Origin of the sequence: Streptomyces sp. NRRL S-31 (assembly GCF_000718775.1) — a bacterium.
Lineage (GTDB): Bacteria > Actinomycetota > Actinomycetes > Streptomycetales > Streptomycetaceae > Streptomyces.
On the sequence record NZ_JOCB01000065.1, the window covers coordinates 1 to 12,934 of the forward strand.

The 12,934-nt window shown below is 72.9% G+C and carries 11 protein-coding genes; 7 read left to right on the top strand and 4 right to left on the bottom strand.

What is annotated here, in order from left to right:
• Positions 1-316 precede the first annotated feature (316 nt).
• On the bottom strand, positions 317-1,168 hold the full coding sequence (locus IF37_RS0124060; RefSeq protein WP_030746138.1) for a DUF72 domain-containing protein: 852 nt from the start codon (positions 1,166-1,168) through the stop codon (positions 317-319).
• Between the two features lie 126 nt (positions 1,169-1,294).
• Between IF37_RS0124060 and IF37_RS0124065 the strand changes: the two genes are divergently transcribed.
• From IF37_RS0124065 to IF37_RS0124075, 3 genes are read left to right on the top strand one after another with little or no spacing between them, the layout of a single operon-like run.
• On the top strand, positions 1,295-2,182 hold the full coding sequence (locus IF37_RS0124065; RefSeq protein WP_030746141.1) for an alkaline phosphatase family protein: 888 nt from the start codon (positions 1,295-1,297) through the stop codon (positions 2,180-2,182).
• Between the two features lies 1 nt (position 2,183).
• Positions 2,184-3,437 carry an MFS transporter gene (locus IF37_RS0124070; RefSeq protein ID WP_030746144.1) on the top strand — a complete coding sequence of 418 codons (1,254 nt, stop codon included), beginning with the start codon at positions 2,184-2,186 and terminating at the stop codon, positions 3,435-3,437.
• Positions 3,434-4,453 carry a hypothetical protein gene (locus tag IF37_RS0124075; protein WP_030746147.1) on the top strand — a complete coding sequence of 340 codons (1,020 nt, stop codon included), beginning with the start codon at positions 3,434-3,436 and terminating at the stop codon, positions 4,451-4,453. Before IF37_RS0124070 ends, IF37_RS0124075 begins: the two co-directional genes overlap by 4 nt.
• Here IF37_RS0124075 and IF37_RS0124080 read toward each other — a convergent pair.
• Together IF37_RS0124080 and glnA are read right to left on the bottom strand one after the other, a co-directional pair.
• Positions 4,450-5,793, bottom strand: coding sequence for an MFS transporter (locus tag IF37_RS0124080; RefSeq protein WP_030746150.1), 1,344 nt, complete (start codon positions 5,791-5,793; stop codon positions 4,450-4,452). The genes IF37_RS0124075 and IF37_RS0124080 overlap by 4 nt on opposite strands.
• Positions 5,794-5,932: 139 nt before the next feature.
• Positions 5,933-7,294, bottom strand: a complete 1,362-nt coding sequence (glnA, locus tag IF37_RS0124085; RefSeq protein WP_030746152.1) for a type I glutamate--ammonia ligase — start codon at positions 7,292-7,294, stop codon at positions 5,933-5,935.
• A 307-nt stretch (positions 7,295-7,601) separates the two neighbouring features.
• Here glnA and IF37_RS0124090 point away from each other — a divergent pair, with 307 nt between their 5' ends.
• Positions 7,602-8,789, top strand: a complete 1,188-nt coding sequence (locus IF37_RS0124090; RefSeq protein ID WP_030746154.1) for a globin domain-containing protein — start codon at positions 7,602-7,604, stop codon at positions 8,787-8,789.
• Positions 8,790-8,853: 64 nt separating this feature from the next.
• On the opposite strand, the gene IF37_RS0124095 is transcribed toward IF37_RS0124090, so the two are convergent.
• Complete coding sequence (locus IF37_RS0124095) at positions 8,854-9,312, bottom strand: Rrf2 family transcriptional regulator (protein WP_030746156.1); 459 nt, start codon at positions 9,310-9,312, stop codon at positions 8,854-8,856.
• A 138-nt stretch (positions 9,313-9,450) separates the two neighbouring features.
• Between IF37_RS0124095 and IF37_RS0124100 the strand changes: the two genes are divergently transcribed.
• From IF37_RS0124100 to IF37_RS0124110, 3 genes are all read left to right on the top strand, one after another.
• Positions 9,451-10,128: a DUF3105 domain-containing protein gene (locus IF37_RS0124100; RefSeq protein ID WP_030746159.1), complete on the top strand. Its 678-nt coding sequence runs from the start codon at positions 9,451-9,453 to the stop codon at positions 10,126-10,128.
• A complete protein-coding gene (locus IF37_RS0124105) occupies positions 10,125-10,757 on the top strand; it encodes a DUF305 domain-containing protein (protein WP_030746162.1) in 633 nt (210 codons plus the stop codon). Before IF37_RS0124100 ends, IF37_RS0124105 begins: the two co-directional genes overlap by 4 nt.
• A gap of 210 nt (positions 10,758-10,967) precedes the next feature.
• Positions 10,968-12,908, top strand: coding sequence for a protease pro-enzyme activation domain-containing protein (locus IF37_RS0124110; RefSeq protein ID WP_030746165.1), 1,941 nt, complete (start codon positions 10,968-10,970; stop codon positions 12,906-12,908).
• The last annotated feature ends 26 nt before the right edge of the window (positions 12,909-12,934 follow it).

The following is a 12,934-nucleotide window of genomic DNA, read 5'->3' on the forward strand; positions in this document are numbered from 1 at the left end:
GGGGTGCGGGAGGGGGTGGCTGCGGGGGCGTGGCGCGGGGGCGTGGTGGGTATGCCTGCGGCGCCTGTGCGGGGGCGTCGTGGTCGCTGTCGCGCCTTGGGCGGGTCGTGGGGCGGTGCCGCGCCGGGCGGTGTCCGTCCTCGGGCCGGCGCCCTGTTTCCGGTGCGTTGCCGGAGTTGTCGCCGGCCGCTGCGGGCGGACACCGCCCGGCACGTCCCCTTCCCGCCGTACGCGAGTGCGGGACGTCGCCGGTTCCCGTCGGAGGGCGTGGGGGTCGTTCCCGGGTGCCGCCGGGTGCGGGGGTGTCCGTCTCCTGTTACGGCCGGTCGGGGTTTCGGGCGGGTTCGTTCAGCAGGGTGCGCATCGTTTCCGCCGCCCTGGGGGCCGCGTCGCCGCAGCAGTTGTTGAAGAGGAGGTGGATCTCGGCCGTGGTCGCCGCCAGGGCGCGGACTCGGGGCAGCCAGGCCGTGAGTTCCGGCTCGGTGTAGGTGTGGCGGAAGCGGTCCTCCTTGGTGCCGGTGCCCCAGTGGGGGCTGCGGCCGTGGAAGCGGACCAGTGCGAGGTCCGTGGTGGGCGGGGCGGTCGGCGGGTCCTGGACCGTGTCGACGGCCACCGCCGTGGCGTCCAGGTCCTTGAGGAAGGCGGTGGTGCGGGGGGCCCGGGCGGGGTGCCACCAGGCGGGGTCGCGGAACTCCACGGCGAACGGCCAGCCCCGGGCGCGTTCCCGGGCGGTGCGGACGAAGTGCTCGGCCTCCGGGCCGGGGGTGAGGGAGGGTGGGTACTGGAAGAGGAGGGTGCCCAGACGGCCGGAGTCGTGGAGGGGGGCCAGGGCTTCGGCGTAGCGGGTCCAGACCTCGGTGCGCAGGGCGTCGTCGCGGCGCGCGTCGCGCAGGTCCGCGGGGAGCGCCGCGGAGCGGGTGGGGTGGCCGGTGAGGAGGGAGAACGCCTTGACGTCGAAGCGGAAGCCGGGGGGCGTGCGTTCGGCCCAGAGGGTGGTGGTGCGGTGGCTGGGCAGGGCGTAGTACGGGGAGTCGGCTTCCACCACGGGGAAGCGCGTGGCGTAATGGCGCAGCCGTTTCTCGGGGTCCCGGTGGCCGGGCGGGTACCAGCCGCTCCTGAGGAGTGCCGGGTCGGTCCAGCCGCAGGTGCCGATGAGGATGTCCGCCATGGGGCCCCGGTACCCGGCGTTCACCCGGTCTTCACCCGTGGGGTTGGGCTTGGTGGGCTGCGGGAATGTTGGCGTGTGCATGCTCTGTCCGCACCGCCAGCCGTCCATCCACATCCGGAGGTTGATGTGTCCGGCAGTTCCGTGTACCGCCGTGCCCGTGCCGTCGTGGCGTCCGCGGCGGCCCTCGCCGCGGCCGCGGTCGGGCTGTGGACCGGGCTCGGCGAGGGCTCCGCGCACGCCGCGGGCGCCGTCCCCAGCCCGGACCACGTCGTCGTCGTGGTCTTCGAGAACCATGCCTACAGCCAGGTCATCGGCTCCTCCAGCGCGCCGTACATCAACTCGCTGAAGTCGGGGGGTGCCAACCTGACCCAGTCCTACGCCGAGACCCATCCGAGCCAGCCCAACTACTTCGCGCTGTTCTCCGGTTCGACGCAGGGCATCACCGACGACAGCTGCTACACCCCGGGCTTCTCGTCGGCGCCCAACCTCGCCTCCGAGCAGATCGCCGCCGGCCGCAGCTGGGCCAGCTACAACGAGACCCTGCCCAGCCAGGGCTCCACGACGTGCAGCAGCGGCACCTACGCGCGCAAGCACAACCCCTGGTTCGGGTTCGGCAACGTGCCGACGTCGAGCGCCAAGACGTTCGCGCAGTTCCCGTCCGACTACTCGACGCTGCCGCAGCTGTCGTTCGTGGTGCCGAACCTGTGCAGCGACATGCACGACTGCTCGGTGTCCAGCGGTGACACCTGGCTGAAGAACAACCTGGGCGCTTACGCGACCTGGGCCAAGACCCACAACAGCCTGCTCGTCGTCACCTTCGACGAGGACAACCGGCTCAGCGGCAACCGCATCCCGACCGTGTTCTACGGCCAGCCCGTCACCGCCGGGTCCAGCTCGGCGACCACGTACAACCACTACGACCTGCTGCGCACCCTGGAGGACACGCAGGGGCTGGGCACGCACGCGGGCAACGCGGCCTCCGCCAAGGACATCACCGGCATCTGGGCGTCCTGACGTGTACGTAGCGGACAGCCGTGCCAGTACGTCCGCTCATGGTGCCGTCCGGCCTTCCGCCGGGCGGCGCCGTGCGGCGCTCGCGCCGACCGTGCTCGCGCTGGGGACGGTCAGCCTGGTCACCGACGTCTCGTCGGAGATGGTGACGGCGGTGCTGCCGCTGTACCTGGTGACCGGGCTCGGCCTCTCCCCGCTGGGCTTCGGACTGCTGGACGGCGTCTACAACGGTTTCTCGGCCCTCGTCCGCCTCGTGGGCGGGCACTTCGCCGACCGGGGCGGCGGGCGGCACAAGTGGGTCGCCGGGCTCGGGTACGGCATCTCGGCCGTGTGCAAGCCACTGCTGCTGGTGGCCCACGCGCTGACGCCGATCGGGGTCGTGCTCGCCGCCGACCGGACCGGGAAGGGACTGTGGACGGCGCCGAGGGACGCGCTGATCTCGCTGTCCAGCACGCCCGAGACGCGCGGACGGGCCTTCGGGGTGCACCGGGCGATGGACACGGCCGGGGCGCTGCTCGGGCCGCTGGTGGCGTTCTGGATCCTGCGGGCCACCGTGGACGGCTACGACGCGGTGTTCACCGTCAGCTTCTGCGTCGCCGTGCTCGGCCTGCTGGTGCTGGTCCTCTTCGTGCCGGGCGGGCGGGGCGGGGCGGTCCCGGCCGAACGGCCGACGCTGCGGGCGGCCCTCGCCCTGCTGCGCCGCCGCGAGCTGCGCCGGATCACCGTCTGCGCGCTGCTGCTGGGCCTCGCCACGGTCAGCGACTCCTTCGTCTACCTGCTGCTCCAGCGCCGCCTCGGGGTCCCCGACCGCTGGTTCGCGCTGCTGCCCCTGGGCACGGCCGCCGCGTTCCTGCTGCTGGCGGTGGTGTTCGGCCGGCTCGCGGACCGGGTGGGCCGCTGGGCGGTGTTCCTGGGCGGGCACGGCGCCCTGCTCGTGGTGTACGCGCTGCTGCTCACCTCCTGGCGCGGATCGGGGCTGCCGTACCTGGTGCTCGCCCTGCACGGCGCCTTCTACGCGGCCACCGACGGGGTGCTGATGGCGACGGCCTCGGACAGCGTGCCGGAGGCGCTGCGCTCGTCGGGGCTGGCCGTCGTACAGACCGGGCAGGCGCTGACCCGGTTCGCCTGCTCGCTGCTGTTCGGCGCGGCCTGGACGGTGTGGGGCGACCGGGCGGCGCTGGCCGCGGCGGCGGTCGCGCTGGCCGTGTGCGCCGCGTCCTCCCTCACCCTGCGCCCGAAGGGGACGGTGACCGCATGACCGTACGCAACCGCGTCCTGATCCTGGCCGCGGCCGTCGCCGTGCTGGCGGCGGTCGGGCTGGCGTCCGTGCTGCACGCCTCCGCGCGGGCGGAGCGCCGGGACCGCACCCAGGCGGGCGGGCCGCCGGTCGCCTCCGGCACGGTGACGCTGACCGGGCCGGGGCGGCTGGTGTTCCGGAACATGGCGTGGGGGCCGCACCGGGACGAGCTGACGGCCGTCCCGGCGGACGACCCGGACGGGCCGCGCACCGCCGCCGGCCTCAAGTGCCTGCGGTTCCACGCCGCCTCGGGCACCGGGGTGTGCCTCCAGGCCGTCCACGGGCCGGTCTCGGACACCTACCGCGCGCTGGTCCTCGACGCGCGCCTGCGGATTCTCGACCGCTACGACGTGCCGGGCATCCCGTCGCGGGCGCGGGTCTCCCCCACCGGGCACTTCGCCGCCTGGACGGCGTTCGTGGGCGGCGACTCGTACGCCGGGACGGACTTCTCCACCCGCACGGCCGTGGTGGACACCCGCAGCGGGAAGCTGATCCCGTCGCTGGAGGACTTCCGGATCGTCAAGGACGGACGGCCCTACCGGGCGGCGGACGTCAACTTCTGGGGGGTGACGTTCGCGGCGGACGACCGCGCCTTCTACGCCACGCTGGCGACCCGGGGGCACACCTACCTGGTCCGGGGCGACCTGCGGGCCCGTACGGTCACCACCCTGCACACCGACGTCGAGTGCCCCTCGCTGTCGCCGGACGGCACCCGGGTCGCCTACAAGAAGCGGGTCGAGGGACTGCCGAAGGACGCGCCCTGGCGCCTGTACGTCCTCGACCTGCGGACGATGCGGGAGACCCCGCTCGCCGAGTCGCGGAGCGTGGACGACCAGCCGGTGTGGGAGGACGCGCGCACGGTCGTGTACGCGCTGCCCGGGGACTACGGCGCCGATCTGTACCAGGTGCCGGCGGACGGCTCGGGACGACCACATCGGATCAGCCCGGCCGCGGTGTCGCCCGCGTACCTCGGCTAGGGGGCGACCGGCTCCGTCGTCCCGGCGGGCACGCACCGCCAGGCCAGGGCGGCGGCGGCCAGGTAGGCGGCGGCGCCGACGGCCAGGGCGGCGCGCGGGCCGGTGCCGCCGGCCAGCAGGCTGCCGCCGAGGGCCACGCCGGTGGCGCTGCCGATCTGGCGGGCGGTGTTGAACAGCGCGGAGGCCGCGCCCGCGTAGGACGGGGGTACGGCGCCCATCACCGTGGCGGTCGAGCCGGTCAGGGCGAAGGACGTGCCGAAGCCGGCGGCCGCCATCGGGGCCACCAGCAGCGCGTAGGCCGGGTCGGTTCCGGCCGCGGCCCAGCCGCCGAGGCCGAGGGCGCCCAGCAGCATGCCGGAGACCACCAGCGGACGGTGACCGGTGCGGCGGGACAGCCGGCCGGACAGCACGGAGGCGAACATGGTCACCGCGACCGCCGGGAACAGCGCAAGCCCGGTGCGCAGGGCGCTGTAGCCGCGCTCGTGCTGGAAGTACAGGCTGGCGGTGAACACCATGCCGTAGAAGCCGAAGTTGAACAGCAGCCCCACGGCGGTGGCTCCGCCCAGCTCCCGGGAGCGCAGCAGCCGCGGCGGCAGCGCGGGCGTCCGGGCGAACCGCTCGCGCAGGACGAAGGCGGCCCCGGCCGCGAGGGCGAGGGCGAGCCCGGTGAGCACGGCGGGGTCGGACCAGCCGCGCCGGCCGGCCTCGTTCAGCGCGGCGGTCAGCAGGGCGACCGCCGCGACCACGGCGGCCTGCGCCGGCCGGTCCAGGGCGCGGTCGGTACGGCGGGGCGAGGGCGCGACGTACCGCGGTGTCAGCGCCAGGCAGGCCGCGCCGACCGGCAGATTGACGAGGAAGACCCAGCGCCACCCCAGGGTGGACACCAGCAGCCCGCCCAGCAGCGGCCCGGCGGAGGCGGCGATGCCCGCCATCGCCCCCCACAGCCCGAAGGCGCGCGAGCGCGCCGCCGGCTCCGGATATGCCTCCTGGAGCAAGGCGAGCGAGCCCGGCACGATCAGGGCCGCGCCGAAGCCTTCGGCCATCCGGGCCGCCACGAGGAAGGCGGCGCCCGGCGCGGCGGCGCACGCGGCAGAGGCGAGGGTGAACACGGTGACACCCGCGCAGAAGACCCGTCGGTTGCCCAGCCGGTCGCCCAGCGCGCCGCCCGTCATCAGGAACCCGGCGAGGACCAGGGTGTAGCCGTCGGTGATCCACTGGATGCCGGTGAGCGAGGCCGCCAGGTCCCGGCCCACCACGGGCACGGCCACGTTGATGATCGTGACGTCCAGGATGACCATGAAGTACCCGGCGCACACGACCGGCAGGGGCGCGAGGGACACGGAGCCGACTCCGTCCTGGTCGAGACCGACGGAGCAGCAGGTTAACGGCCCGGAACCACGGCCTGGCGGAGCGGCGGCACGCGCCGGGGCCGGCGGTTGCCGACCGCCGGCCCCGGCGTCCGCGGCGGACGGCCCTCGGTTACAGCACCGGCAGGTTCTTCCGCAGTTCGAAGGCCGTGACCTCCGAGCGGTACTCCTCCCACTCCTGGCGCTTGTTGCGGAGGAAGAAGTCGAAGACGTGTTCGCCGAGGGTGTCGGCGACCAGGTCGCTGTTCTCCATGAGGGTCAGGGCCTCGCCGAGGTTCTGCGGGAGGGGTTCGATGCCCATCGCGCGGCGCTCGGCGTTGGAGAGGGCCCAGACGTCGTCCTCGGCGCCGGGGGGCAGTTCGTAGCCCTCCTCGATGCCCTTGAGGCCGGCGGCGAGGAGGACGGCGTAGGTGAGGTACGGGTTGGCGCCGGAGTCGATGGAGCGGACCTCCACGCGCGCGGAGCCGGTCTTGCCGGGCTTGTACATCGGGACGCGAACCAGGGCGCTGCGGTTGTTGTGGCCCCAGCAGATGTACGAGGGGGCCTCGCCGCCGGCGCCGGCCGTGCGCTCGGAGCCGCCCCAGATGCGCTTGTAGGAGTTCACCCACTGGTTGGTGACGGCGGAGATCTCCGCGGCGTGCTTGAGCAGGCCCGCGATGAAGGAGCGGCCGACCTTGGAGAGCTGGTACTCCGCGCCGGACTCGTAGAAGGCGTTGCGGTCGCCCTCGAAGAGGGAGAGGTGGGTGTGCATGCCGGAGCCGGGGTGCTCGGAGAAGGGCTTCGGCATGAACGTCGCCTGGACGCCCTGTTCCAGCGCCACCTGCTTCATGACCAGGCGGAAGGTCATGATGTTGTCGGCCGTGGAGAGCGCGTCGGCGTAGCGCAGGTCGATCTCCTGCTGCCCGGGTGCGCCCTCGTGGTGGGAGAACTCCACCGAGATGCCCATCGACTCCAGCATGGTGATCGCCTGGCGGCGGAAGTCCATGCCGACGTTGGTCGGGGTGTGGTCGAAGTAGCCGGAGTTGTCGGCGGGGGTGGGGCGGGAGCCGTCGAGCGGGCGGTCCTTCAGCAGGAAGAACTCGATCTCCGGGTGGGTGTAGAAGGTGAAACCCAGGTCGGAGGTGCGGGCGAGGGTGCGCTTGAGGACGTAGCGCGGGTCGGCGAAGGACGGGGAGCCGTCCGGCATGAGGATGTCGCAGAACATGCGGGCAGTGCCGGGGGTCTCCGCGCGCCACGGCAGGACCTGGAAGGTGCCGGGGTCCGGCTTGGCGATCATGTCGGACTCGTAGACGCGGGCGAAGCCCTCGATGGCGGAGCCGTCGAAGCCGATGCCCTCGTCGAAGGCCTGTTCCAGCTCGGCGGGGGCCACGGCGACGGACTTGAGGAAGCCCAGCACGTCCGTGAACCACAGGCGTACGAACCGGATGTCACGCTCCTCCAACGTCCGGAGCACGAACTCCTGCTGCTTGTCCATCTTCCGCTTCCCCATCCTTGCTGGTCAGGCCGCCTGTCCCCCACACCGCGGGAGGCGGTCGGGCACCTGAGCATCCCACCACAACACCATTTCACGCGCGTTGCGGACCTTGATCGCCCGAGCATCCGCGTCCTGAACGCCTCCCGCACGGCGGGTGTACTGCGCTCCCGCCCATCTTGCCCGTTCGCACCGGTATCCGTAATGGCCGGTCCGCCCGGACCGTGAGCGACACCACTCCCGTTTAATTTGCATCCTCAATGCATATTTTCCTACCGTGACGATCAGCCGAGTTCCCCGAGGAGCCTTGATGCTGACCGAGCAGTCCGCAGCCACCGTCCGTGCCACCCTGCCCGCCGTCGGCGCGGCCATCGGGGAGATCACCGAGCGCTTCTACGCCCGGCTCTTCGACGCCCACCCCGAACTGCTGCGGAACCTGTTCAACCGCGGCAACCAGGCCGCCGGCACCCAGAAGCAGGCCCTGGCCGGCTCCATCGCCGCCTTCGCCACGCACCTGCTGGACCACCCGGAGCAGCGCCCCGACGCCATGCTCGGCCGGATCGCCCACAAGCACGCCTCCCTGGGTGTGACCCCCGAGCAGTACCGGGTCGTCCACGAGCACCTCTTCGCCGCGATCGCCGAGGTGCTCGGCGAGGCCGTGACGCCCGAGGTCGCCGCCGCCTGGGACGAGGTCTACTGGCTGATGGCGAACGCGCTCGTCGCGATCGAGCGGCGGCTGTACCAGGAGAGCGGCGGCCTCGGCCCGCGCGCGTGGGAGGTCGTCGAGCGGGTCGAGGAGACCGCGGACGTCGTCACCTTCCGGGTGCGGCCGGCGGACGGCTCCCCGGTGGCCGGCTTCCGCGCCGGGCAGTACGTCTCCGTCGGCGTCACCCTGCCCGACGGAGCCCGGCAGATACGCCAGTACAGCCTGTCCGGCGCGCCGGGCGGGAACGTGCGCCAGTTCAGCGTGAAGCGCGTGCACGGCGGCACCACGCCCGACGGCGAGGTCTCCCACCACCTGCACGCGCGCGTACGTCCCGGTGACGTGCTGGAGCTGTCCGAGCCGTTCGGCGACCTCGTCCTGGACGCCGCCCCGGGCGCCCCGGTGCTGCTCGCCTCGGCGGGCATCGGTGTCACGCCGATGATCGCGATGCTGGCCGACCTCGCCGCCACCGGCCACGGCGGCCCGGTCACCGTCGTGCACGGCGACCGCTCCCCCGCCGAGCACGCCCTGCGCGCCGACCACGAGACGTACGCCGGGAAGCTGCCCGGCGCCGCCGTGCACTTCTTCTACGAGCGGGACGCCGGACCGGACCACCGCACCGGCCTGGTCGACCTGGCGGACATCGCCGTACGGCCCGGCACGCGCGCGTACCTGTGCGGCCCGCTGCCCTTCATGCGCGCGGTCCGCGCCCAGCTGATCGGCAAGGGCGTGGCCCCGGCCGACATCCACTACGAGGTCTTCGGCCCCGACCTGTGGCTGGCGCGGGGCCGGTGAGGCACCGGCCGTCAGGGCCCCGTCCGGTCGTCCGGGCGGGGCCCCGCCGTGTGCCGGGCCCGGCTCAGTCCCGCGCCGCCGGGCCCCGGCCGATGCCGAGGAGCAGGGGGCCGGTCGGGGCGGTGACCAGCTCGTCGATGGTGAGGGGGTCCAGCGCGGCGTAGAAGGCCTCCTGGGCCCCGCGCAGGGCGCCGCGCAGGCGGCAGCCGGAGCGCAGCGGGCAGGGGGCGGTCGCGCTCGCGGTGCCGTCGCAGTCGACCACCTCGCCGTCGCCCTCGAAGGTGCGGACCACCGCGCCGACCGACGCCGTACGGCCCCGCTCCGTCAGCGCCAGACCGCCGCCCCGGCCGCGGCGGGCGTCGACCAGGCCCAGGTGCTGGAGTTCGGCGACGACCTTCGCCGCGTGCGTGTAGGGCACGTCCATGTCGGTGGCGACCTGGCGGGTCGTGGGGGTGGCGTCGGCGGTCACCGCCAGTCGCATCAGCACGCGCAGGGCCAGGTCGGTGGAGCGCAGCAGCCGCATGACACGAGCGTAGGTAATACGCATCGCCGCTTCAAATTATCCGGGCGCCGTGCCCCGTCTACGGCGGCGGGCGCCTTCCGCACTACGATCGGCACGCCCCACCATCCACGCTCGTTCCTCTCCAGAAGGACACGTCTCATGGGTTCCGGCAACAACAGCAGCACCGCGGCGCGCAAGGCGCGCATAGACGAGATGCGGCGCGCCGAGCGTGCCCGGGAGCGCCGCAACCGGATCCTCGTCGTCGCCGGCGCCGTGGTGGTCGTCGCGGCGCTCGCCGTCGGCGGTGTGGTCCTCGTGAACGCGCGGGGGGACGGCAAGGACTCCACCGCGAGCGGTGACGGCAAGGGCTCCGGCGACTCCGGGCACTTCACCGCCGGCGAGGACGGGGTGAAGACCTGGTCCGGCAAGCTGGCCCGGACGCACGTGACGACCAAGGTGTCGTACCCGATGCACCCGCCGGTCGGCGGCAACCACAACCCGGTCTGGCTGAACTGCAACGGCGAGGTCTACACCAAGGCGGTGCCGGAGGAGAACGCCGTGCACTCGCTGGAGCACGGCGCGGTCTGGGTGACGTACACCGGCAAGGCGCAGAAGGCGGACGTCGACGCGCTCGCCGCGAAGGTGCGGAAGACGCCGTACTCGCTGATGAGCCCGTACGAGAACCAGGACGCCCCGCTGCTGCTGTCGGCCTGGGGCCACCAGGTGGCGGTGAGGAGCGCGCAGGACCCGGAAGTGGACAAGTTCTTCGAGACCTATGTGCAGGGGCAGCAGACGCCCGAGCCGGGTGCCTCGTGCACCGGCGGGGTCATGAAGTGAGCCGGCGTCACGTCGGCTGGGTCGCCGGGACCGCGGCGGCGGTGCTCGTCGCGGCCGGCGCGATCACCTACGCGGTCGCCCAGGACTCCGGCGGGACGGGCCCGCGGACGCCGGGCGCGGAGTCGGCCGACGCCGGTTTCGCGCGGGACATGTCGGTCCATCACCAGCAGGCCGTCGAGATGTCGTACATCGTGCGGGACCGCACGAAGAACGAGGAGGTGCGGCGGCTCGCGTACGACATCGCGCAGACCCAGGCCAACCAGCGCGGGATGATGCTGGGCTGGCTGGACCTGTGGGGACTGCCGAAGGTGTCGGCCGAGGCGCCGATGACCTGGATGGGCATGGGCGACATGCCGCCGGGCAAGGACGGCGCGCTGATGCCGGGCATGGCGACCGACACCGAGCTGAGGAAGCTTCAGGCGCTGAACGGCAAGCAGGCGGAGATCCTCTACCTCCGGCTGATGACGGCCCATCACCAGGGCGGCATCCACATGGCGGAGGGCTGTGTCGCCAAGTGCTCCGTCGGCGTGGAGAAGCGGCTGGCCCAGGGCATGGTCGACGCGCAGCAGTCGGAGATCGAGCTGATGGCCGGGATGCTCAAGGAGCGGGGCGCGCAAGCCCGTCCGTAACACCGCCGTAAGGACAAAGGGCCCGAATCGCCCTCGATGACGGGTCCTTGAGCTTCTCTTGACCCCCGCGTTCCCCTGGCATGAACGGTTCATCGCAAGAGTGACCCCCATCGTGTGATCCATTCGCCGGCCGAACCGCCGCGGGCCGGCGCGCGCATCGCATGACGCACCAGCCACTACATGCATGCGAACCGCATCGCAGGGGGTTCTATGAGATCCAACCGTGCCACCGTGCGCGCCGGCGTGAGCATGGCGGCGACGCTGCCCATGATCGTCGGCGCGCTGGCGCTGGGCATACCCGCGGCACACGCCGCCGGCGGCCCCGCCCGTGACGTACTGAAGGGCAGCAAGCCGCTGTGGGCCACGGCCAAGGCGGACAGGGGCGCGACTTCGGACAGCGCCCGGGTCAAGGCCCGCGTCTACCTGGCCGGCCGGGACGCGGCCGGCCTCGCCGCCTACGCGAAGGCGGTGTCCGATCCCGGCTCGCCACTGTACGGCGAGTACCTGAGCGCCAAGAAGGCGCAGGCCCGCTTCGGCGCCACCAAGGCCCAGGTCGCCGCCGTCAGGTCCTGGCTGAAGTCGGCCGGTCTGACCGTCACCGCGGTCACCCCGCGCTACGTCGCCGTCTCCGGTGACGTGGCCGCCGCCGAGCGCGCGTTCGGCACCCAGCTGCACAACTTCGCCAAGGGCTCGAAGACTTACCGCGCGCCGGCGCGGACGGCCTCCGTCCCGGCCGCCCTCGACGGCGCCGTGCTGACCGTCACCGGTCTGGACAACGCCCCGCACAAGGCGCACCACGACGACCAGCTGCCGCCGCCGGACGCGGTGTTCCGGAACTCCGGGCCGTTCTCCTCGTACTACGGCTCGAACACCGCCACCACGCTGCCCGACGCGTACGGCGGGAAGATCCCGTACGCGGTCAGGGGCTACAACGGCGGGCAGCTGCGCGCGGCCTACGGCGCCGGCACGTACACCGGCAAGGGCGTCCGCATCGCGATCACGGACGCCTACGCCTCTCCGACCATCGCCCTCGACGCGGCCGCGTACGCGAGGAAGAACGGTGACGCGGCCTGGAAGAGCGGCCAGCTGCACCAGGTGCTGCCGAAGAACTACACCAAGACCGAGGAGTGCGGCGCGGCCGGCTGGTACGGCGAGGAGACCCTCGACGTCGAGGCCGCGCACGCGGTGGCCCCGGCCGCCGACATCACCTACGTCGGCGCGGCCTCCTGCTACGACGACGACCTGCTGGACTCGCTCGGCAGAATCGTCGACAACCACCTGGCCGACATCGTCTCCAACTCCTGGGGCGACATCGAGGCCAACCAGACGCCGGACCTCGCCGCCGCCTACGACCAGGTCTTCCAGCTGGGCGCGGTGCAGGGCATCGGCTTCTACTTCTCCTCCGGCGACGACGGCGACCAGGTCGCGGCCTCCGGCACCAAGCAGGTCGACACCCCGGCCAACTCGGCGTGGGTGACCGCGGTCGGCGGCACCTCGCTGGCCGTCGGCAAGGACGAGAAGTACCTGTGGGAGACCGGCTGGGGCACCCGGAAGGCCTCGCTGTCGGCCGACGGCAAGAGCTGGGAGAACTTCCCCGGCACGTTCACCTCGGGCGCGGGCGGCGGCACCAGCAGGACGGTTCCGCAGCCGTACTACCAGAAGGGCATCGTCCCGAAATCCCTGGCCACGGCCAACAACGCCGCCGGCAACCGCGTCGTGCCGGACATCGCGGCCATCGCCGACCCGAACACCGGCTTCCTCGTCGGACAGACCCAGACCTTCCCCGACGGCTCCGAGCGGTACAGCGAGTACCGCATCGGCGGCACCTCGCTGGCCGCCCCGGTGATCGCGGCGGTCCAGGCCCTGGCCCAGGAGGCGCGCGGCGGCAAGCCGCTCGGCTTCGCCAACCCGGCGATCTACGCCAAGTACGGGAAGAAGGGCGTCTTCCACGACGTCACGGACGACCCGACGGGCTCCGGCCTCGCGGTCGCCCGCGTCGACTTCGCCAACGGCTACGACGCGGCGGACGGTCTGCTCACCTCGGCCCGCGTCCTCGGCGAGGACAGCTCGCTGTCCGCGGTCAAGGGCTACGACGACGTGACGGGCGTCGGCTCACCGGCGAACGGATACGTGCAGTCGTTCCGGCGGTGACGCTCCGCTGAGTGGCAGGGGGTGTG